This is a genomic window from Micromonospora sp. NPDC051296 (assembly GCF_040682255.1).
Classification (GTDB): Bacteria; Actinomycetota; Actinomycetes; order Mycobacteriales; family Micromonosporaceae; genus Micromonospora; species Micromonospora craterilacus.
On the sequence record NZ_JBFBAO010000023.1, the window covers coordinates 1 to 19,617 of the forward strand.

The 19,617-nt window shown below is 72.9% G+C and carries 22 protein-coding genes; 12 read left to right on the top strand and 10 right to left on the bottom strand.

Annotated features, from left to right (window positions below; translation table 11 throughout):
- Nucleotides 1–377 precede the first annotated feature (377 nt).
- Nucleotides 378–866, top strand: a complete 489-nt coding sequence (locus tag AB0M52_RS04470) for a transcriptional regulator (protein WP_007458348.1) — start codon at nucleotides 378–380, stop codon at nucleotides 864–866.
- 79 nt (nucleotides 867–945) lie between these two features.
- Here AB0M52_RS04470 and nusB read toward each other — a convergent pair whose 3' ends face one another.
- A complete protein-coding gene (gene nusB / locus AB0M52_RS04475) occupies nucleotides 946–1,356 on the bottom strand; it encodes a transcription antitermination factor NusB (protein WP_363948857.1) in 411 nt (136 codons plus the stop codon).
- 23 nt (nucleotides 1,357–1,379) lie between these two features.
- Nucleotides 1,380–3,650 (bottom strand): elongation factor P, encoded by a 2,271-nt coding sequence (efp, locus tag AB0M52_RS04480; RefSeq protein ID WP_363948783.1) that lies wholly within the window; start codon nucleotides 3,648–3,650, stop codon nucleotides 1,380–1,382.
- A 333-nt stretch (nucleotides 3,651–3,983) separates the two neighbouring features.
- Here efp and ndhC point away from each other — a divergent pair, with 333 nt between their 5' ends.
- Nucleotides 3,984–4,361, top strand: coding sequence for an NADH-quinone oxidoreductase subunit A (gene ndhC, locus AB0M52_RS04485; RefSeq protein ID WP_363948786.1), 378 nt, complete (start codon nucleotides 3,984–3,986; stop codon nucleotides 4,359–4,361).
- 10 nt (nucleotides 4,362–4,371) lie between these two features.
- On the opposite strand, the gene folP is transcribed toward ndhC, so the two are convergent.
- On the bottom strand, nucleotides 4,372–5,241 hold the full coding sequence (gene folP, locus AB0M52_RS04490) for a dihydropteroate synthase (RefSeq protein WP_363948789.1): 870 nt from the start codon (nucleotides 5,239–5,241) through the stop codon (nucleotides 4,372–4,374).
- Nucleotides 5,242–5,383: 142 nt separating this feature from the next.
- Between folP and AB0M52_RS04495 the strand changes: the two genes are divergently transcribed.
- Genes AB0M52_RS04495 through AB0M52_RS04510 form a run of 4 tightly spaced genes read left to right on the top strand, consistent with a single transcriptional unit; the run spans nucleotide 5,384 to nucleotide 7,739 of the window.
- Nucleotides 5,384–5,983: a DivIVA domain-containing protein gene (locus tag AB0M52_RS04495; RefSeq protein WP_363948791.1), complete on the top strand. Its 600-nt coding sequence runs from the start codon at nucleotides 5,384–5,386 to the stop codon at nucleotides 5,981–5,983.
- Complete coding sequence (locus AB0M52_RS04500) at nucleotides 5,980–6,477, top strand: SRPBCC family protein (protein WP_363948793.1); 498 nt, start codon at nucleotides 5,980–5,982, stop codon at nucleotides 6,475–6,477. Before AB0M52_RS04495 ends, AB0M52_RS04500 begins: the two co-directional genes overlap by 4 nt.
- A gap of 43 nt (nucleotides 6,478–6,520) precedes the next feature.
- Nucleotides 6,521–7,111: a DNA-3-methyladenine glycosylase I gene (locus AB0M52_RS04505; protein ID WP_363948796.1), complete on the top strand. Its 591-nt coding sequence runs from the start codon at nucleotides 6,521–6,523 to the stop codon at nucleotides 7,109–7,111.
- Nucleotides 7,112–7,115: 4 nt separating this feature from the next.
- Nucleotides 7,116–7,739, top strand: a complete 624-nt coding sequence (locus AB0M52_RS04510; RefSeq protein WP_363948799.1) for a hypothetical protein — start codon at nucleotides 7,116–7,118, stop codon at nucleotides 7,737–7,739.
- Between the two features lie 54 nt (nucleotides 7,740–7,793).
- Here the strand turns inward: AB0M52_RS04510 and AB0M52_RS04515 are convergent, their stop codons facing one another.
- Together AB0M52_RS04515 and AB0M52_RS04520 are read right to left on the bottom strand one after the other, a co-directional pair.
- A complete protein-coding gene (locus tag AB0M52_RS04515) occupies nucleotides 7,794–8,582 on the bottom strand; it encodes an enoyl-CoA hydratase-related protein (protein ID WP_363948802.1) in 789 nt (262 codons plus the stop codon).
- A complete protein-coding gene (locus AB0M52_RS04520) occupies nucleotides 8,579–9,403 on the bottom strand; it encodes a PaaX family transcriptional regulator C-terminal domain-containing protein (RefSeq protein ID WP_363948805.1) in 825 nt (274 codons plus the stop codon). The genes AB0M52_RS04515 and AB0M52_RS04520 overlap by 4 nt, the downstream gene beginning before the upstream one ends.
- Nucleotides 9,404–9,593: 190 nt before the next feature.
- Between AB0M52_RS04520 and AB0M52_RS04525 the strand changes: the two genes are divergently transcribed.
- Complete coding sequence (locus tag AB0M52_RS04525; protein ID WP_013283866.1) at nucleotides 9,594–9,761, top strand: DUF3117 domain-containing protein; 168 nt, start codon at nucleotides 9,594–9,596, stop codon at nucleotides 9,759–9,761.
- A 201-nt stretch (nucleotides 9,762–9,962) separates the two neighbouring features.
- Nucleotides 9,963–11,429 carry a leucyl aminopeptidase family protein gene (locus AB0M52_RS04530; protein ID WP_363948808.1) on the top strand — a complete coding sequence of 489 codons (1,467 nt, stop codon included), beginning with the start codon at nucleotides 9,963–9,965 and terminating at the stop codon, nucleotides 11,427–11,429.
- Nucleotides 11,430–11,499: 70 nt separating this feature from the next.
- Here AB0M52_RS04530 and AB0M52_RS04535 read toward each other — a convergent pair whose 3' ends face one another.
- Nucleotides 11,500–12,072: an O-methyltransferase gene (locus tag AB0M52_RS04535; protein ID WP_363948859.1), complete on the bottom strand. Its 573-nt coding sequence runs from the start codon at nucleotides 12,070–12,072 to the stop codon at nucleotides 11,500–11,502.
- A gap of 296 nt (nucleotides 12,073–12,368) precedes the next feature.
- Here AB0M52_RS04535 and AB0M52_RS04540 point away from each other — a divergent pair, with 296 nt between their 5' ends.
- Entirely contained in the window at nucleotides 12,369–13,691 is a 1,323-nt protein-coding gene (locus tag AB0M52_RS04540) for a trypsin-like peptidase domain-containing protein (RefSeq protein WP_363948811.1), read from the top strand.
- 70 nt (nucleotides 13,692–13,761) lie between these two features.
- Nucleotides 13,762–14,187 (top strand): preprotein translocase subunit TatB, encoded by a 426-nt coding sequence (locus tag AB0M52_RS04545; protein WP_363948814.1) that lies wholly within the window; start codon nucleotides 13,762–13,764, stop codon nucleotides 14,185–14,187.
- A 31-nt stretch (nucleotides 14,188–14,218) separates the two neighbouring features.
- On the opposite strand, the gene AB0M52_RS04550 is transcribed toward AB0M52_RS04545, so the two are convergent.
- From AB0M52_RS04550 to AB0M52_RS04560, 3 genes are all read right to left on the bottom strand, one after another.
- Nucleotides 14,219–15,367 (bottom strand): Mrp/NBP35 family ATP-binding protein, encoded by a 1,149-nt coding sequence (locus AB0M52_RS04550; protein ID WP_363948816.1) that lies wholly within the window; start codon nucleotides 15,365–15,367, stop codon nucleotides 14,219–14,221.
- Nucleotides 15,368–15,475: 108 nt separating this feature from the next.
- Nucleotides 15,476–16,066: a DUF1003 domain-containing protein gene (locus AB0M52_RS04555; RefSeq protein WP_363948819.1), complete on the bottom strand. Its 591-nt coding sequence runs from the start codon at nucleotides 16,064–16,066 to the stop codon at nucleotides 15,476–15,478.
- Nucleotides 16,059–17,369 carry a CBS domain-containing protein gene (locus AB0M52_RS04560; RefSeq protein WP_363948822.1) on the bottom strand — a complete coding sequence of 437 codons (1,311 nt, stop codon included), beginning with the start codon at nucleotides 17,367–17,369 and terminating at the stop codon, nucleotides 16,059–16,061. The genes AB0M52_RS04555 and AB0M52_RS04560 overlap by 8 nt, the downstream gene beginning before the upstream one ends.
- An 82-nt stretch (nucleotides 17,370–17,451) precedes the next feature.
- Here AB0M52_RS04560 and AB0M52_RS04565 point away from each other — a divergent pair, with 82 nt between their 5' ends.
- Complete coding sequence (locus AB0M52_RS04565) at nucleotides 17,452–18,321, top strand: PhzF family phenazine biosynthesis protein (RefSeq protein ID WP_363948824.1); 870 nt, start codon at nucleotides 17,452–17,454, stop codon at nucleotides 18,319–18,321.
- A 42-nt stretch (nucleotides 18,322–18,363) separates the two neighbouring features.
- Nucleotides 18,364–18,873 (top strand): hypothetical protein, encoded by a 510-nt coding sequence (locus AB0M52_RS04570; protein WP_363948826.1) that lies wholly within the window; start codon nucleotides 18,364–18,366, stop codon nucleotides 18,871–18,873.
- 24 nt (nucleotides 18,874–18,897) lie between these two features.
- Here AB0M52_RS04570 and AB0M52_RS04575 read toward each other — a convergent pair whose 3' ends face one another.
- Nucleotides 18,898–19,608: an HAD family hydrolase gene (locus AB0M52_RS04575; RefSeq protein WP_363948829.1), complete on the bottom strand. Its 711-nt coding sequence runs from the start codon at nucleotides 19,606–19,608 to the stop codon at nucleotides 18,898–18,900.
- Nucleotides 19,609–19,617 lie beyond the last annotated feature (9 nt).

Here is a 19,617-nt window from a genome sequence, read left to right on the forward strand (position 1 = left end):
AGAATCACCTTCACCGAGGGTTGTCGCGGTGGCGACGGGCGGGCAGCCGATGGGTACGCCACGGCAGACCTCCTTCCCCGCCTCACGGGACGGGTCGTTAAAGGACGTCGGAACCTCCGGGCCGGCCGCGGGCGGTCGGCGGAGGGGCTCCGGTCACGTTACCAGTGGTCGACGCCCCGATCGCGGTCGGGCACGGTGTGCTACGCCACGATCGTGCGACATCCGCTGACCCACGGCTCAGCCTGGCGAAACGGGACAACTCACCCAGGGTGCCCAACGGGAAGGTCACGACCACTTGACCACGTGTACGAATCCCCGTACCGTCACGCTCCGTAGCGATCGCTGGGAGAACCCCGAGCAGCACTGGGAGTGTCCGAATGCCCTCTGAATACGCCAAGTCTCTGGGCGCCCGCCTGCGCTCCATCCGCCAGCAGCAGGGCCTGTCCCTGCAGGGAGTGGAGGAGAAGTCGAACGGGCGCTGGAAGGCGGTGGTGGTCGGCTCGTACGAGCGCGGCGACCGGGCCGTCACGGTGTCCCGCCTGGCCGAGTTGGCCGAGTTCTACCGCGTTCCGGTCTCAGAGCTGCTGCCCGACGGCAGCGGGGTGCGGCACGAGCCCACCAGCAAGATCGTGCTGGACCTGGAGCGGCTCTACGACGAGGCCAGCGAGGACCTCGCCTACGTCGCCCGGTACGCCCGCGCCATCCAGCAGCAGCGCGGTGACTACAACGGCCGGGTGCTGTCGATCCGCGCCGACGACCTGCGCGCCCTGGCGATCGTCTACGACGCCTCGCCGTCCGGCCTGATCGAGCGGCTCACCGAGCACGGCGTGCTGGTCGCCGACCCGCGCGCCTTCTTCGCCTCCTGACCTGCGCTGTCGCCACGAAGGGCCCGTGCCATCCGGCACGGGCCCTTTCGTCGGTACGCCTGGTGCGGCCGAGCCCGCCTCAGCGGGTGGCGTACTCGGCGATGCGGCCGAGTAGGCCGTTGAGGAAGCGGGGCGAATCGTCGGTCGACATCTGCCGGGCCAACTCGACCGCCTCGCTGATCGCCACCGCGTCGTCGATCTCGTCGACGTACAGCAGCTCGTAGACCGCGATCCGGGCGAGGTTACGGTCCACCACCGGCATCCGGTCCAGCGTCCAGCCTTCGGCGTAGCTGGAGATCAGCTCGTCGATCCGGTCCAGGTGACCGGCCACGCCCTCGACCAGACCCACCGCGTACCCGAGGTGATCTGGGCGCGGCTTCTCGATCCGCTCGACATAGCCGGCGAGCACCTCGCTCGGCGGACGATCACGCAGGTCGGCCTCGAAGAGCACGTCCAGCGCCCGCTTGCGCGCCTTGCGGCGCGCCGGCATCTGCTGCTTCGGACCCTCGGCCATCAGGCGCGGCCGAGGTAACGGCCGTCGCGCGTGTCGACCTTGATCTTCTCGCCGGTGGTGATGAAGAGCGGCACCTGCACGGTCGCGCCGGTCTCCACCGTCGCCGGCTTGTTGCCGCCGGTCGACCGGTCGCCCTGCAGGCCCGGCTCGGTGTAGGTGACCTCCAGCACGACGGAGGTCGGCAGCTCGATGTAGAGCGGCACCCCCTCGTGCGTGGCCACGGTCGCCTCGGCCTCGGGCAGCAGGTAGTTGGCCGCCTCGCCGACCGTCCCGCCGGCCACCGTGATCTGGTCGAACGTCTCCAGATCCATGAAGACGTAGTCCTCGCCGTCGGCGTAGAGGTACTGCATCGTGCGCTTGTCCACGGTCGCGGTCTCGACCTTGGTGCCCGCGTTGAAGGTCTTGTCGACCACCTTGCCGGACAGCACGTTCTTCAGCACCTCTTCCAGCATCGTCTCCAGCTCGGCGGCGGTGAACGGCAGGCCGCGGACCTGGTTGTAGGCGATCGCGTCGACCAGGTAGCGGGCCCGGATCACCTGGGCGAGCTGGCCCAGGTTCATCTCGGGGATGACCACCCGGTCGTACGACCGCAGCACCGCGCCCAGGTTGGCCGGCATGGGCGAGAGGTGCCGCAGGTGCGCCTGCGCGACCGGCAGCCCGCGCTGGCGCAGCGCACGGCAGGCGGCACCGATCGGCCCGTACGTCGAGCCCCAGCCGAGCACCAGCACCCGGGCGTCACCGTCCGGGTCCTCCACCTCGAGGTCCGGCACCGGGATCGCCTCGATCCGGGCGGCCCGGGTACGCACCATGAAGTCGTGGTTCGCCGGGTCGTACGAGATGTCACCGGTCTTGTCGGCCTTCTCCAGCCCGCCGATGCGGTGCTCCAGCCCGGCGGTGCCCGGGATGGCCCACGGCCGGGCCAGCGTCTGCGGGTCACGCAAATACGGCAGGAAGGTGGTGCCGTCCTCGCCGTTGGGCGCGGTGGCGAACTCGACCCGCAGATCCGGCAGGGACGCCACGTCGGGCAGCAGCCACGGCTCGGAGCCGTTGGCGACGTAGTTGTCCGACAGCAGGATGACCGGCGTGCGGTAGGTCAGCGCGATCCGCGCCGCCTCCAGCGCGGCGTAAAAGCAGTCGGACGGAGACTTCGGCGCGATCACCGCCACCGGCGCCTCGCCGTGCCGGCCGAACAGCGCCATGTTCAGGTCGGCCTGCTCGGTCTTGGTCGGCATGCCGGTCGACGGCCCGGCCCGCTGCACGTCGACGATGACCAGCGGCAGCTCCAGCGCCACCGCGAGGGAGATCGTCTCGCTCTTGAGGGCCACGCCCGGCCCGCTGGTCGTGGTCACGCCGAGCGCGCCACCGTAGGACGCGCCCAGCGCCGCGCCGATCGCGGCGATCTCGTCCTCGGCCTGCATGGTGGTGACGCCGAACCGCTTGTGCTTGCTCAGCTCGTGCAGGATGTCCGAGGCCGGGGTGATCGGGTACGCGCCGAGGAAGACCGGCAGGCCGGAGCGGACCCCGGCGGCGACGATGCCGAGCGACAGCGCGGCGTTGCCGGTGATGTTGCGGTAGGTGCCGGCCGGCATCTTCGCCGGCTTGATCTCGTAGCGGACGGCGAAGTCCTCGGTGGTCTCGCCGAAGTTCCAGCCGGCCTTGAAGGCGGCGATGTTCGCCGCGACCAGCTCGGGCCGCTTGGCGAACTTGCGCTCCAGGAACCGCAGGGTCGACTCGTACGGCCGGGAGTACATCCAGCTGAGCAGGCCCAGGGCGAACATGTTCTTGGCCCGCTCGGCGTCCTTCTTGGACACGTCGAGTTCGGCCAGCGCGCCGATCGTCATCGAGGTCAGCGCCACCGGGTGCACCGCGTACCCGGCGAGGGTGTCGTCGTCGAGCGGGCTGCTCGCATAGCCGACCTTGGCCAGGTTGCGCTTGGTGAACTCGTCGGTGTTGACGATGATGTCGGCCCCGCGGGGCAGGTCGACGAGGTTCGCCTTGAGCGCCGCCGGGTTCATCGCCACCAGTACGTTCGGCGCGTCGCCGGGGGTGAGGATGTCGTAGTCGGCGAAGTGCACCTGAAAGCTCGACACGCCCGGCAGGGTGCCGGCGGGAGCCCGGATCTCAGCCGGGAAGTTGGGCAGCGTGGAGATGTCGTTGCCCAACTGCGCGGTCTCCGAGGTGAATCGGTCACCGGTCAGCTGCATGCCGTCGCCGGAGTCGCCGGCGAACCGGATCACCACCCGGTCCAGTTGACGGATCTGCTTGGTCACGGCCGCACCTCACTTCGCTGAGCGCCGTGGCGCGGCCGGCTGAACTGGATGGTGACCTCGCCTTGCCCGGCCACGAGACCTCCTTGACGCGCCGCTGTACCGGCCGTCCGTGAACGCCGGCCCGCTTGTGTTTCCTCACCCGAGAGCCTACGTCGAAACAGGCCCGCGCCTTCCCCGGAGGTCCGTCGACTGGGATCGGAATGTGAGGGTTTATACGGCGTCTTGCGGCGTTTCGCCCGGCACGCCGTAATCCAGATCACCGCCCGTCCGGCGGCCCCGGTCGGGAGCCCGACAGACCCCGGCGGATCGGTGGGGGCGGTAGGCTGACCGACCGTGACCGGTTACCTGGGCTCGTACGCGACGCTCGGGCTGCTGCTGCTCGCCAGCGTCCTCTTCTTCGTCGTTGCGTTCTCGGCCAACCGGGTGCTGCGTCCCGCCCGCCCGGCGGACCCGCCCGGCAAGCGCGCCAACTACGAGTGCGGCATCGACCCGGTCGGGGGCGACTGGGCGCAGATGCAGATCCGCTATTACGTCTACGCCTATCTCTACGTGCTGTTCGCCGTCGAGGCGGTGTTCCTCTTCCCGTGGGCGGTGGTCTTCGACCGGCCCGGCTTCGGGCTGGTCACCGTGGTCGAGATGGCGATCTTCGTGGCCGTCCTCGCCCTCGGGCTCCTCTACGCCTGGCGCCGCAACATCCTCCGCTGGACCTGATCCCGGCGGTTCAGGCGAGGCCGCGGCGGGTGACGGTGGGCGGGCGGTGGCCCTGAATCGAGGCGACCATGTCCAGGACCCGACGGGTCTGGCGGACCTGGTGCGCCCGGAAGACCCGGGCTCCCAACCAGGCGGAGACCGCCGTCGCGGCCAGCGTGCCCTCCAGCCGCTCGGTGACCGGCAGGTCGAGCGTCTCGCCGATGAAGTCCTTGTTCGACAGGGCGACCAGCAGCGGCCAGCCGGTGGCAGCCAGTTCCCCGAGCCGACGGGTGATCTCCAGCGAGTGGCGGGTGTTCTTGCCGAAGTCGTGCGCCGGGTCGATGAGGATCCCGTCGGCGCGCACGCCCAGCGACACCGCGCGCTCGGCCAGCCCGGTCACCGTCGTCACCACGTCGGCCACCACGTCGTCGAAGGCGGCCCGGTGCGGCCGGGTCCGCGGGCTGAGCCCGCCGGCATGGGAGCAGACCAGTCCGGCGCCGGTCTGCGCGGCGACCCGGGCCAACGCCGGATCGGCCCCCGACCAGGTGTCGTTGAGCAGGTCCGCGCCGGCCGCCACCGCCTCCACCGCGACCTCGGCGCGCCAGGTGTCGATCGAGATGACCAGCTCCGGAAAGGCGGCCCGGACGGCGGCGATGGTGCCGACCGTGCGGCGGATCTCCTCGGCGGCGTCGACCTCCGCGCCCGGCCCGGCCTTCACCCCACCGATGTCGACGATCTCCGCGCCCTCGTCCACCGCGCGCTCCACCGCCCGCAGGGCGCTGTCGGCGGCGAACGTCGCGCCCCGGTCGAAGAACGAGTCCGGGGTGCGGTTGACGATCGCCATCACCACCAGATCGTCGGGGCCGAACGTCCGTCCACCGAGCCGCAGCACCCCGGCCACGCCGCCTCCTTCATCGCCCTGGGCCGCCGGATCACGCCGCCGGCCACCGGTGACGCTATCCCGTCGCAGGTCGCGGGCCCCCGTCCGGTACGCCGCGCCGGGTGGGGTCGCCCCGCTCCCGTTGGCGTGCCACGATCAGTGCATGGGTCAGCTTCTGCTCCTGCTGGTCGTGGCGGTCACCGTCGCGGCGGTGGTGTTCGGCGTGACGGTGCTGGTCACCGGCCGGGATCCCGGTCTGGTGCCGGCCGAGGCGGACGGGCGGGCGGTGCCATTGCCCGGTGAGCGGCCGCTCCGTGAGTCGGACGTGGGCGAGGTGCGCTTCGACACCGCGCTGCGCGGGTACCGGATGGCCCAGGTCGACCAGGCGATGCGCCGGGCGGCGTACGACATCGGCTACAAGACGGAGCTGATCGGCGTACTGGAGGCCGAGGTGGCCGCGCTGCGGGAGGGGCGGACGGTCGAGGCCGACGCCCTGCGGCAGGCCCGCGAGCAGTCCTCCGGCCCGGCCACCGCCGCAGAGGCCGGCGGCACGCCCGCCGAGGACGCCAGCACGCCGGAGCCGGGCGGCACGCCGGCCGAGGGCGACAGCGCGGCGGCCGGCGCTCCGGCCGAGGACAACGGCCGGGCGCAGGCCGACCGGCCGGAAACCGCCGACGGGGTACGCGGGGCGGCGGAGCCGGTCACCACCGGGGCACCGGAGGCCGAGCCACACCATCCCGTGGTCCGCTCGGAGTCGGCGTGAGCGACCCGGGCGCCCCGGACGATCTTCGCGAGGCGGCCCAGCGCGGTGCCGGTGAGGTCACCGCCACCGTGATCGTCAACGCGTCCGCGGAGAAGGTCTTCGCCGCCCTGCTGGCCTGGGAGCGGCAGTCCGACTGGATCCCGTTCACCACGGTGCGGGTGGTCGAGGGCGACGGTGGCGAGGGCAGCCTGGTCGAGTCCGTCACCACGCTCGGCCCGGCCGTGCTGCGGGACAAGATGCGGGTGGTCCGGGTGGACGCGCCGTACGAGATCGGCGTGGTGCACTGCGGCACGCTGCTGCGCGGCCCGGGCGTGCTGCGCTGCACCCAGCTGGAGAGCGGCCGCAGCCAGGTGGTCTGGCACGAGTGGTTCCACCTGCCCGGCGGGGCGGCCGGCCGGGTGGCCTGGCCGGTGCTCTGGCCGGGCTCGAAGCTCAGCCTCACCCAGGCGTTGCGGCGGTTCGCCCGCCAGGTCGAGCAGGGCCGCCTGCCCTGACCGGCGGCGGGGGCTGTCGGAGGGCTCGCCTAGCCTGGATGGCGTGACTGAACTGGTGATCGGTGCCGACGGGCTGGCCCGCTGCGGCTGGGGGGCGAGCACCCCCGACTACGCGGTCTATCACGACACCGAGTGGGGTCGCCCGTTGCGCGGCGACGACGCCCTCTACGAGCGGATGACGCTGGAGGCGTTCCAGTCCGGGCTGTCCTGGTTGACCATCCTGCGCAAGCGGCCGGCGTTCCGGCTGGCCTTCGACGACTTCCGGATCGAGACCGTGGCCGGCTACGGCGAGGCCGAGGTGGATCGGCTGCTCGCCGACGCGGGCATCGTCCGTAACCGTGCCAAGATCGAGGCGGCGATCGCCAACGCCCGCGCCGCGCTGGAGCTGCCGGCGGGGCTGTCGGAGCTGCTCTGGTCCTTCGCTCCGGCGCCCGGCCGGGCCCGGCCGGCAACCTACGCGGCGGTGCCCGCGCTGACCGACGTCTCCACGGCGCTGGCCAAGGCACTCAAGAAGCGGGGCTTCCGGTTCGTCGGCCCGACCACGGCATACGCGCTGATGCAGGCCACCGGGATGGTCGACGACCATCTCGTGGGCTGCCACGTCGTGACGTCCGAGGCAGGCGTGATGGGATGAGGGCATGACGACCGACACCGCACACCGGGTGAACGGAGCGAGCCACGCGGGCGGCGCGGGCACCTGGGCGGTGCTCCTGCCGGCCGGCCGGTACGACGCCGAGCGGCTCGTCCACCACGACACGCTGGAGTTGACTGGGCTGGACGATGTGGCGCTGCCCCGCCCGGGTGATCAGGTCGCGGTGCTGGCCGACGAGCCGCCCCGGCTGGTGGCGGTGGGCCGGGTGGCCGCGCCGACGACCCGCCGCCCGGAGGATCCGGACGACCCGCAGTCCGACCGGGGTCCCGACGCGTTGGTCGTGGCGTACACCCGGCGGGCCTTCGACGAGCCGGTGCCGGCCGACGCGCTGGCCCTCGGCGGACCGGTGACCGCGCTCGATCCAGGCGCGTTCCGCGAGTTGGTCGACCGGCTCGGCCCGCCGCCGCAACGCCGGTCCTGGCTGGTCAGCCTGGATCTGCCGATCGAGGCCGACTCGCCGGCGGAGGCGGTCCGGCTGTTCTGGGCGTACGTGCAGGAGTTGGGCCCACGGGAGCTGCCCGCCTTCGTGTCGCCCTCGGGCGACGAGCTGGCCATGCAGGCTTTCGTGCTCGGTGCCGAGGCGAACCAGGATCCGGAGGAGGACGACTGACCCGCCGGCACCGCAGCGCCGTCCGCCAGCGCGGCAGCGTTCTCCGCCGGCGGCTCAGCGGCCCTCGAAGACCGGCTTCTGCTTGTTGACGAACGCCATCGTGGCCGCGTGGTGGTCCGTGGTGCGGCCGCAGATCGCCTGCGCCTGCGCCTCGGCGGCCAGCGCGTCGGCCAGGGTGCCGGCGTCAGCGACGGAGAGCTGACGCTTGATCGCCCCGTACGCCACGGTCGGGCCGGCGGCGAGCCGGGCGGCGAGTTCCTGGGCGGTCGGCAGCACGCTGTCGTCGTCCACCATCCGGGTGAGCAGGCCCAGCCGCCACGCCTCCTCGGCGCGTACCGGCTCGGCCAGCATCAGCAGCTCGACGGCCTTGGCGTGGCCGACCAGCCGGGGCAGCGTCCAGGACGCGCCGGTGTCGGCGGCGAGCCCGACCTTGGCGAACGCCATCAGAAAGCTGGTCGACGGCCCGCCGATGCGGATGTCGGCCAGGAACGCCAGCGAGGCACCCGCCCCGGCGGCCATCCCGCGCACCGCGGCCACCACCGGCTTGGGCAGGTTGGCCAGCCGGGCGGCGATCGGGTTGTAGTGCGCCGCGACGGTGTCCAGCGGCTTCCCGGTGCCCGACTGGAGGGTGGCCACGTGCTCGCGCAGATCCTGGCCCGCGCAGAACGAGCCGCCCGCCCCGGCGAGTACCACCGCCCGGCAGGTGCGGTCGGCCTCCAGTTCGGCGAGGGTGTCCCGGAGCGCTTCCTTGAGCGCCACGTCGAGCGCGTTCATCGCCGCCGGGCGGTTCAGCGTGAGGGTGGCGACGGCATCGGTGCGGTCGACGAGCAGCGGCTCGGTCACGTCTGGCGGCCCTTCTGTTGGACTATCCGGTTACCACCGTCGAGGCACTGCTCGACGTACCGGTCCGCGGCTGGCCGGAGCCGGGCCGCGTGCCGGTCGAAGAAGCCGGCCGCGGCGGTGCCGGGCCAGCGTTCGGGCAGCAGCGCCGGGGGCAGCTGCGGGTCCCGGAAGAGGAAGGTACGCCACGCGTGCACCAACCGGAATCGGGCCGCGTACGCCTCCTCGTCGCCGCTGCGGACGGTGATCCCGGTGAGCAGCGGTCGCTGGTCGGCGACGAACTGCTCGTACGCCCGGCCGATCTCGGCCAGGTCCCAGGCCCGGCGGACCAGGCCCATCGCGCCCGGGGTGCCCGCGGCGTGCGCGGCGCTGAACCGCTCGAAGCGTACGCCTGCCTCGCTGAGCAGCACGTCGACGTCCTCGGCGGGCCGGGTGGCCACCCAGGTCTGCTCGTCGAGCGTGCCGTAGCCGAGGAAGCGCAGGTTGGCGGCGAGCCGCTGGCGGTCCCGGCGGGCGCTCGGCGCGTCCAGCACCAGCAGGTCGAACCGCCCGTCCCAGCTGACCCGGCCGGTGCGGTAGATCCGGGAGGCGGCCTCGTCCAGCCGGCGGGCCGCCTTCGGTGTGATCGAATATCCCGGTCCGGAGGTCAGCTTCACCGGTTCGAGCCAGCCCTGCCGCACCATCCGGGAGACCGCCGTCCGCACGGCCGGCGGGGCGATCCCGAGCGGTGACAAGAGCCTGACCAGGGCGGCAACGGGTGCACGACCACCCCGGGGCCGGAGGTGGTCGCCGTACAGGTCGAAGAGCGCCGACCGTGCCTGCATGACCGCACATTGTGACAGGCCATCTCGGGATAAGCTAGATGCTGTTACATCAATGCTGCTTCGGTTTGGGTCCGGCGGTGTTCATCAGGGAAAATCGTTGGTCGACACTCCCGCGCAAGTTGCGGGTGGTCATGGCGAAGTGGCTGTGGGGCAACCCACCGACCCTGGTGTAGGTCTGAGGGGAGACAACATGGCGGCGATGAAGCCGCGGACGGGCGACGGTCCGCTGGAAGTCACCAAGGAGGGCCGGGGCATCGTCATGCGGGTCCCGCTGGAGGGCGGTGGCCGGCTCGTCGTCGAGATGACTCCCGACGAGGCGACGGCGCTCGGTGACGCGCTCAAGGCGGCCGCCGGCTGATCAAGGCCGGTTCGTCGGCGACGCTCGCCGCCGCGGAACGGTTCGTCCGGGGCGGGTCTCCAGGAGGCCCGCCCGTGCCCTGAGCCACCGGCTCCGCCGGTGGCTCAGGGCCTTCACACCATCTTCCGGGGCCAATCGCCCCGAGCGCACCATTCGCGGGGCGTCCACCCCCGCGCCCTTCTTCAGGAGGTACGGCTCCGCGTGCTCGCCATCCGTCTGACCGCCGAGCCGGACCGGCTCGACACCGTGGCCCTGCCCGTCCGGCCCGGAGCCTCCGACGACGCGCCGGCAGAGCCGGTGCCGACCGCGGTGGCGATGCCCGACGGGGTCGCCGAGGAGGCGGCCGCGCTCGCCCCGATGGCGCGGTTCGCCGGCCGGGCCGGCGAGGTCCGTGGCCAACTACGACCGGGGCGCACGCCCGCCCGGTTGCTGCTGCTCGGCGTCGGCGAGGGCGACGAGGCGGCCTGGCGGACGGCCGGCGCGGCGGTGGTCCGGGTGGCCCGAGATGAGACGCATGTCACACTCGCGCTGCCGGCCGGGGTGTCACCGGAGGTGGTCCGGGGCCTGGTCGAGGGGCTGCTGCTCGGCTCGTACCGGTTCCGGCTGGGCACCGACGCCGACGCTCCGGCGCTGGCCGGCGTCGACCTGGCGGTCACCGACCCCGAGTCGTACGAGCGGGCCGTGGAACTGGCGCGGACGACCGCCCGGATGACCCGGCTGGCCCGCGACCTCACCAACACCCCCTCCTCGGTCAAGAACCCGCAGTGGTTCGCCGACCAGATCGCCGAGGCCGCCGCTGACCTGCCCGGACTCCGGCTGCGGGTCCGCGAGCCGGAGCAACTGGCCGCCGAGGGATTCGGCGGGATCCTCGCCGTCGGCGGCGGCTCGGCCAGCGGCCCACGCCTGGTCGAGCTGGACTGGCAGCCGGCCGACGCCCGCACCCACGTGGTGCTGGTCGGCAAGGGCATCACCTTCGACACCGGCGGCATCTCGATCAAGCCGGTGCCGGCGATGAAGCTGATGCGCAAGGACATGGCCGGTGCGGCGGCCGTCGTCGCGGCGACGCTCGGCGCGGCGGCGCTGCGGTTGCCGGTCCGGATCACCACGCTCGCCCCGCTGGCCGAGAACATGGTCAGCGGCGCCGCGTTCCGGCCGGGCGACATCGTCCGGCACTACGGCGGGCTGACCAGCGAGACGACAAACTCGGACGCCGAGGGGCGGCTGGTCCTGGCCGACGCGCTGGCGTACGCCGTGCAGGAACTCAAGCCGGACCTGCTTCTCGACCTGGCGACCCTGACCGGGGCGAACGCGGTCGCGCTCGGCACCCGCACCGGTGCCCTCTACAGCGACAACGACCAGCTCGCCAAGGACCTGCTGGCCGCCATCGACGCGGCCGGCGAGGCCGCCTGGCGGATGCCGCTGCCCGCCGACTACGTGGAGCACCTCGGCAGCGACCTGGCCGACCTGCACAGCGCCCCGACGCAGGGCGCCGGTTCCGTGCTGGCCGCGCTCTACCTGCGGGAGTTCACCGGCGACCTGCGGGAGCACTGGCTGCACATCGACATGTCCGCACCCTCCTGGTGCGAGCGCGACGACGCGGAGCTGACCCGGGGCGCGACCGGTTGGGGCGTACGCGGGCTGCTGCGCTGGCTGGCCACGCTGTCCTGACCCCGGCCGGGGCCGCCGGCCGGGTGCCGGCGGAATCCGTCGGCCGACGCTCGGCCGGGCTGCGGCCGGGTCAGCACCTGATCGCGGCGAGCAGCCCGTGCCCGACCGGCAGCACCGCCGGGATCCAGTGCTCCGACTCGCGGACGGCCTTCACCGTCTCGCGTACCGTCACCGTTTCCGCGTCGCGGGCCGCCGGGTCGCCGATCCGGCCCCCAGCGAGCGCGCCGTTGAGCACCAGCACACCTCCCGGGCGCAGCAGCCGCAGCGCGGCGTCCACGCAGGCGGTGAAGCCGGTCGCCTCGGCGTCGACGAAGACCAGGTCGTACGCGCCGTCCGCGAGCCGGGGGAGCACGTCCAGCGCCCGGCCGGTGATGATCCGCGTGCGGCCCGCGACGAAGCCGGCCTCGGCGAAGATGCGCCGCGCGATCCGCTGGTGCTCCACCTCGACGTCGATGGTGGTGAGCACCCCGTCGGCGCGCATGCCGCGCAGCAGCCACACGCCGCTGACCCCGGTGCCGGTGCCGATCTCGACCACCGCGCGGGCGTTGCCGGCGGCGGCGAGCAGGCGCAACGCCGCGCCGGCCCCCGGGGTGACCGCCTCGAGACCGACCTCGCGGGCGAGGCTGCGCGCGGTCCGCAGCACGAGATCCTCCGTGACGTACGACTCGGCGAAGTGCAGAGCCGGGTTCGTCGAACTGCCGGAACCGGCGACCGTGGCGATGGGACACCTCCGGGCAGCGAGCATGAAGCGCAGGGCGGGTGGGCACTGTGACTCTAGAGGCGGCCCGCCACGGGCGCAGCCGCGCGTCCACCCGCAGTGACAACCGCTGACCCCGCGCGGCGCATCCGTGCAATCCTGGAAGCGGTATCCGGTCGACCGCACCGGGGCGGCGCTCGATCGCGGATCGTGGATACCGGGGACGGACTGGGAGGCACCGAGTGACCGACGGCTGGGACTGGCGCCAGCCCGGCGCGGGCGGCGCACCGGCGGGGCAGCCGGGGCCCGGACAGCCGCCGGCGGGCTCGCCGGCGACACCGGGGGAGGACGGCCACGCGACCGCTTCGCCGTGGTGGTCCGACGCGCTCGCCGACCCGTGGCGGGATCCGAACGCTCCGACGGCGGTGGTGATACCGGCGGCGCCGGTCCCTGGCACCGAGCCGGAACCGGTCTCCGATCCGGACGCGCCCGGCCGGCCGAAACTGCACCAGATGATGCTCATCCCGCTGGTCGCCGCGCTGCTCGCCGGCACGCTCGGCGGCGCACTCGGGTATGCCTTCGCCGTCCGTGGCGGCGCGGCTGGGACGGTGCTCGGCGCCGCGCCGGGGTCGGCCCCCACGCTCGCGCAGCGCCCGCCGGAGTCGCTGGCCGGGGTCGCGGAGCGCGTCCTGCCCAGCGTGGTCACCGTCCGGGTGGCCGGGGTGGGCGGCACCAGCGAGGGCTCCGGCTTCATCGCCAGCGCCGATGGGCACGTGATCACGAACGACCACGTCGTCGCCGGCGGCACCGGCCAGGCGTCGGTGATCTTCAACGACGGGAGTTCGGCCTCGGCGACGCTGGTCGGCCAGGACCCGGAGTCCGACATCGCTGTGATCAAAGTCTCCCGCGCCGGCCTGCGCCCGGTCGAGTTCGGCGACTCCGACGCGCTGGCGGTGGGCGACCCGGTGCTGGCCATCGGTTCGCCGCTGTCGCTGGCGAACACGGTCACCGCGGGCATCGTCAGTGCCCTGGACCGGACGATGCAGGCGGGCGAACCGGGCGGCCCGACGCGCTACTACGCGGCGATCCAGACCGACGCCGCGGTCAACCACGGCAACTCAGGCGGGCCACTGGTCGACGCGGCGGGGCGGGTGATCGGCGTCAACTCCACAATCAAGTCGCTGGTCGCGGACGGCCAGGAGGCCGGCAACATCGGCCTCGCCTTCGCCATCCCGATCAACCAGGCCAAGCGGATCACGCAGGACATCATCGGCACCGGCAAGGCCCGCCGGACGGTGATCGGCGCCCAGGTCGGCGGGCCCGGCTCGGGTAGCGGCGGCTCCGGGGTACGCCTCGCGGCGGTTGAGCCGGCCGGCCCGGCAGCCGGCGCGGGGCTCAAGGCCGGCGACGTGATCCTGAAGCTCAACGGTCGCCCGATGACCGAGCCGACCGACCTGATCGCCCTGGTCCGCAAGTACGCGCCCGGCTCGGTGGTGACCGTCGAGTACCGCCGGGGATCCGACCGGCAGAACGCCTCGGTGACCCTCGCCGCAGATGCGAAGTGACCCTCTCACCCTCTTCTGGCGAGGCCCCTGACGTGCGTAGTCTGGCTGCGGTAGCCAGGAGGAGGCCTAGGTGTTCGAGAACCTGAACATGTGGGAGGTCGGCGCGCTGCTGCTGCTGGCGCTGCTGATCTTCGGCGACCGGCTGCCCGCGGTGATCAGTGACGGGCTGCGGATGGTGCGCAACCTGCGCAACATGGCCCGCAACGCCACCACCGACCTGAGCAAGGAGCTGGGCACCGACATCCAGCTGGAGGATCTGCACCCCAAGGCGTTCATCCGCAAGCACCTGCTCAGCGAGGAGGACGAGCAGGCGATCCGGAAGCCGTTGCAGGGCGTCTACGACAACCTGCGCGCGGACGTCACCAACGTGCACAACGATCTCAAGGAGGTGGCCACGGCGGCAGATCCCCGCACGCCCGGCACCTCCTCGACCGGCGGCGGCACCGCCACCCCGGCGCCGGCTCCGCGCGCCGCCAACTACGACGAGGTCACCTGAGGCAGTTCAGGGCCTCGGCTCGACCCAGGCCCTAGCGGCCGGACGGCTTGAGGCCCAGCGGCTTGCCGAGCAGCGACTCGCGGCGCAGCGCGAGCCGGTCGGCGACCTGGCCCAGGGCCTTCGCCGCCGGGGAGTCCGGCGCGGCGAGCACGATCGGGTTCCCCTCGTCGCCCGCCTCGCGGACCCGGGTGTCGAGCGGCACCTGACCCAGCAGCGGCACCTGGGCGCCGATGGTCTGCGTCAGCGAGTCGGCGACCGTCTGGCCACCGCCGGCCCCGAAGATCTCCATCCGGGAACCGTCCGGCAGCTCCAGCCAGGACATGTTCTCGATCACGCCGACCACCCGCTGGTGGGTCTGCAGGGCGATCGCGCCGGCCCGCTCGGCCACCTCGGCGGCGGCGGCCTGGGGCGTGGTGACCACCAGGATCTCGGCGTTGGGCAGCAGTTGGGCCAGGGAGATGGCCACGTCGCCGGTGCCCGGCGGCAGGTCGAGCAGGAGGACGTCGAGGTCGCCCCAGTAGACGTCGGCGAGGAACTGCTGCAACGCGCGGTGCAGCATCGGGCCGCGCCAGACCACGGCGGCGTTGCCGGCGGTGAACATGCCGATCGAGATGACCTTCACGCCGTGCGACTGCGGCGGCATGATCATGTCTTCGACCCGAGTGGGGCGGCCGTCCGCGCCGAGCATCCGGGGCACGGAGTGTCCGTAGATGTCCGCGTCCACCACGCCGACGGAGAGGCCCCGGGCGGCCAGTGCCGCAGCCAGGTTCACCGTCACGCTGGACTTGCCCACCCCGCCCTTGCCGCTGGCCACCGCGTACACCCGGGTGCGGGAGCCGGGCTGGGCGAACGGGATGACCGGCTCCTCGGTCGCGCCGCCACCGCGCAGCTTGGCCTGGAGTTCCTGGCGCTGCTCGGTGCTCATCACGCCGAACTCGATCTCCACGCCGGTGACCCCGCTCACCGCGCCCACGGCGGCGGTGATGTCCGACCGCAGTTTGTCCTTCAGCGGGCAGCCGGCCACGGTGAGCAGCAGCTCGACCCGGACCACACCGTCCTCGCCGACCTCGGCGGAGCGCACCATGCCGAGTTCGGTGATCGGCCGGCGGATCTCCGGGTCGTTGACGGTGGCCAGGGCGGCCTGGACTGCGTCGTTGACGGTGCTGACGGGAGCTGACATGCCCGCAATGCTACGTCGGTCGCCATCCGCCACCTGCGCCAGCGGCGGTGGTTGTGAGCGAGTCGATCAGCTCTCCGGGTGACGGTGGCACCGGCGTCGTGGTGCCCCTCACCGGGAGCGGTCGCCGTCCACCTCGTCGCGAGGTTCGTCGAGCCCGGCACCGTCGGCCGTGCCGGGGACCGCCCCCTCCCGTTGCCGGCGCTCCAGCCGCTGCCGCCGTTGCGCCGCCTCGTCCAGCTCCTCGGCCAGCCGGGACAGCTCCGAGCGGACGAAGTCCCGGGTCGCCACCTCGCCCAGCGCGATCCGCAGCGCCGCGATCTCCCGGGCCAGGTACTCCGTCTCGGCCTTCTGCATGGTCGCCCGCCGCCGGTCCTCCTCAAGGGCCACCCGGTCCCGGTCCGACTGGCGGTTCTGCGCCAGCAGGATCAGCGGTGCCGCGTACGACGCCTGGATGGACAGGATCAGGGTGAGGAAGGTGAAGGTGTACGGGTCGAAGCGCAGGCTCGCCGGCACCAGGGTGTTCCAGACGAACCAGAGCGCTAGGACCAGGGTCATGTAGACGATGAAGAGCGCCGTGCCCATGCCACGCGCGATGCCCTCGGCCCACCGGCCGAAGGTCTCCTGGTCGACCCGGGGGAGCCGCACCCCACGCGGCTCCCGCGGCAGGTCCAGCCGCTCGCCCCGTCGCTGCTCAGTCATGCGTACTCTCCGTCGCCGCGTCGGGGGCCGGCGTGCTCGCCGCCGAGTCCGGGGCGGTGCTCGTCACCGCGTCGCGGTCCCGCCAGTCTCGGGGCAGCGAATGGTCCAGCACGTCGTCGACGGTGACCGCGCCCACCAGCCGGTTGTTCCGGTCGATCACCGGCATGGCCACCAGATCGTAGGTCGCCATCCGGCGAGTGATCTCCGGCAGTGGGGTGGTCGGGCGCAGTGGGTCGATGTCGTTGACCACCACCCCACCGAGCAGGTCGGCCGGGGGCTCGCGGAGCAGCCGCTGAAAGTGCACCATGCCGAGGTAGCGGCCGGTGGGAGTGGTCATCGGCGCGCGGGTCACGAACACCTGCGCGGCCACCGCCGGGGAGAGCTGTTCCTCGCGGATCCGCGCCAGCGCCTCCGCGACCGTGGCGTCCGGTGGCAGGATGACCGGTTCGGAGGTCATCACGCTGCCGGCGGTGCCCTGCGTGTACTTCAGCAGCTGCCGTACCGAGTCGGCCTCGTCCGGTTCCATCAGGTCGAGCAGCACGTCCTGTTCCGGCGGGGACAGCTCGCCGAGCAGGTCGGCGGCGTCGTCCGGGTCCATCTCCTCCAGGATGTCGGCGGCCCGCTCGCGGCCCAGCGTGGCGAGGATCTCGACCTGGTCGTGCTCGGGAAGTTCGCTGAGCACGTCGGCGAGCCGCTCGTCGTCCAGGGCCGCGGCGACCTCGATGCGCCGGGTGTCGGGGAGATCCTGCAAGGCGTTCGCCAGGTCGGCCGGGCGCATGTCCTCCAGTACGGCCAGCAGGTTGGCGGTGCCACGGTCGTCGGCGACGCCACTGAGCCCGCGTACCTTGTCCCACTCGACCTGGTGCAGGTTGCCCCGGCGGGCGAGCCGGCCGGTCTGTTCGCGTACCGCAACCCGGGTGAGCGACCACTCGCCGCTCCGGCTGCACTCCATCGCGACGTCCACCACCGTCGCCGCTCGGCCGTCCGGTTCGACCTGCACCCGGCGGTCCAGCAGTTCCTGGAGCACCAGCAGCTCGTTCGGGCGCTTCTCGAACCGGCGCAGGTTCAGCGTGCCGCTGCCCAGCACGATCGCGTCGGCGTCGATCGAGGTGATCCGGTTGATGGAGAGGAAGATCCGCCGGCGCATCGGCATCTCGGCGACCAGGCCCACCACCTCGGGCGGCCGTTGGGTCGGGCGCACCCGGGCAACCGCGTCGCGTACCCGGCCCACCTGGTCGCCGTTGGGGTCGAAGACGGCGACTCCGGCGAGGCGGGCGATGTACACCCGGGTCGGCGTGCTCACGGGCATCAGCCTAGGGCGTCCGGCGAAGTCCCGGTCGGGCTGTGACTTCGGCACCCGCCCTGAGGGCCTACTGTTTATCAACATGTCGACCTTGGCTTACGAGATCGTGGACGTCTTCACCGACCGTCCGTACGCGGGGAACCCGCTCGCGGTGGTGTTCGGCGCCGAAGGGCTGGCCACGGAGCAGATGCAGGCGCTGGCCCGGGAGTTCAACCTCTCGGAGACGGTTTTCGTGCTGCCCGCGACCCAGGTCGGCGCCACCTACCGGGCCCGGATCTTCACCCCGGTCGAGGAGTTGCCGTTCGCCGGCCATCCCAGCGTCGGCGCGGCGGTGACCGCCAGCCGGCGGGGTCTGTTCGGTGCGGGGCAGGTCACCCAGGAGTGCGGGGCCGGGGTGCTGCCGATCGAGGTGACCGAGGGCGGGGCCACGCTCACCGGTGGCACCCCCACCCTCGGCCCCGAACTGGACCTGGAGCCATTGCTGGAGATGGCCGGACTGACCGCCGAGGATCATCTGGGGCCGCCGCCCCGGGTGGCTGGCTGCGGCCTGGAGTTCCCGTTCCTGCCGGTGCGCCCGGACGCCCTGGCGAGGGCTCAGGTGGACTCGGTGGCGGCCCGGCGCTACGGGATCGAGCATGTCAGCGTCTTCTCCTGGAACGCCGCCACGCAAACCGCGCACGCCCGGGTCTTCGTCCCCGGCCTCGGCGTACCCGAGGACCCGGCGACCGGATCCGCCGCGCTCGGGCTCGGGGTGTGGCTGGTCGCCAGCGGCCTGCTACCGGGTGAGGGACGATCGTCGTACACCGTCCGGCAGGGTGCCGAGATCGGCCGGCCGTCGTCGCTGGCCTGCACGGTGACCGCGTCCGGTGGTACGCCGGTGGGTGCCAGCGTCGCCGGGCAGGTGATGCCGGTGGCGCGGGGAGAGATTCTGGTCCCGCCGTTCGTCGGCTGACCAGCGGGCGCGTGACCGGGACGGGTACGAGAGGATGCGGTGGTGACCGACGCAGCGGAGCACAGCACCCCACTGGTCGACGAGGCGATGAAGAAGGCCTCGGTGGCCTGGGTCGCGGTGGCCGGTGGCCCGTCGCTCGCCCTGTGGTGCGTGCCACTGGAAGGTGCCCTGTTCGTGGTCAGCGGCCCCGGGGAGCAGGCCGCGCCGGGGCTGGCCGAGGCCGACGAGGCGCAGGTGACGCTCCGCGGTGACCACGGTGGCCGGATCGTCACCTGGCCGGCGCGGGTGACCCGGGTGGTTCCGGGCACCGACGAGTGGGACACGCTGGCCCCGCTGGTCGGGGCCAAGCGGCTGAACGCGCCGGGCCCCACCGCCGACCTGGTGGCCCGCTGGGCCGCCGACGGGTGCGCGCTGGTCCGGCTGGCCGCTGCCGGCGAGCCGGTGCAGGGTGGTGACCTGCCCGCCGGCTCGCTCGCGGAGCCGCCCCGGCCGGCTCCGGTGATCCGGGCGACCCGCAAGCCGTTCCGGCTGCACCGCGTCCGGCGCCGCTGACGCCCGCGGCAGCGGGCACCCACCTCACCACCGCACGCCCACCGGGTCGGTCGCGGTCTCGACCACGTCGAGCACCTCGCCGAGCGTGCCCAACATCCGGCCGGCCCACCCGGTGTCGACGTTGAAGACCAGGTGGTCGGCGAGGTCGGGCGCGGCCAGCCGGACGGCGCTCATCCCGGCGCGCTGCGCGCCGGTCAGCTCCTGGCTGCCGCCGTCGCCCACGTAGAGACAGTCCTGGGGGTGTACGCCCAACCGGGCGCAGGCGGCCAGGTACAGCGCGCTGTCCGGCTTGCAGCAGCCCAGCTGGATGGAGAAGATCCGGACGTCGAGCAGTGGGGCCACGGCCAACTCCGGCAGGAACACCGGCAGCTCGTGGGTGCAGTCGCTGATCACGCCGGTACGCACGCCCCGCTTCCGCAGCGCCCGCAGGGTCGGGACCGCGTCGTCCCGCAGCCGGGTGTCCGCGCGTACGGCCCGGTGCCGGGCGGCCACCGCCGCTCGCAGGGCCTCCTCCGGCGGACGTACGCCCGCCTGCTCGCACACCCACCGCAGGGTCGCTTCGGCGCTGCCGAAGCGCCCGCTGGCGCGTTCGTAGAAGCTGCGGTCGAGCACCTCGACGAAGGTGTCCAGCGGGCAGCCGAGCAACTCGGCGGTGGTGCGGTGACCGTCGCCACGCTGCACCGGACGGGTCAGCGTGCCGAAGAAGTCGAACAGCACCGCCTGGAACCTGGGCATGGGAATGCG

Bases quoted from the DNA above. Each gene is read 5' to 3' on its own strand.
- AB0M52_RS04470 (WP_007458348.1), top strand. From the start codon at position 378: ATGCCCTCTGAATACGCCAAGTCTCTGGGCGCCCGCCTGCGCTCCATC.
- nusB (WP_363948857.1), bottom strand. From the start codon at position 1,356: ATGCCGGCGCGCCGCAAGGCGCGCAAGCGGGCGCTGGACGTGCTCTTC.
- AB0M52_RS04495 (WP_363948791.1), top strand. From the start codon at position 5,384: ATGGGTCAGCTTCTGCTCCTGCTGGTCGTGGCGGTCACCGTCGCGGCG.
- AB0M52_RS04510 (WP_363948799.1), top strand. From the start codon at position 7,116: ATGACGACCGACACCGCACACCGGGTGAACGGAGCGAGCCACGCGGGC.
- AB0M52_RS04520 (WP_363948805.1), bottom strand. From the start codon at position 9,403: ATGCAGGCACGGTCGGCGCTCTTCGACCTGTACGGCGACCACCTCCGG.
- AB0M52_RS04525 (WP_013283866.1), top strand. From the start codon at position 9,594: ATGGCGGCGATGAAGCCGCGGACGGGCGACGGTCCGCTGGAAGTCACC.
- AB0M52_RS04550 (WP_363948816.1), bottom strand. From the start codon at position 15,367: ATGTCAGCTCCCGTCAGCACCGTCAACGACGCAGTCCAGGCCGCCCTG.
- AB0M52_RS04555 (WP_363948819.1), bottom strand. From the start codon at position 16,066: ATGACTGAGCAGCGACGGGGCGAGCGGCTGGACCTGCCGCGGGAGCCG.
- AB0M52_RS04565 (WP_363948824.1), top strand. From the start codon at position 17,452: ATGTCGACCTTGGCTTACGAGATCGTGGACGTCTTCACCGACCGTCCG.
- AB0M52_RS04575 (WP_363948829.1), bottom strand. From the start codon at position 19,608: ATGCCCAGGTTCCAGGCGGTGCTGTTCGACTTCTTCGGCACGCTGACC.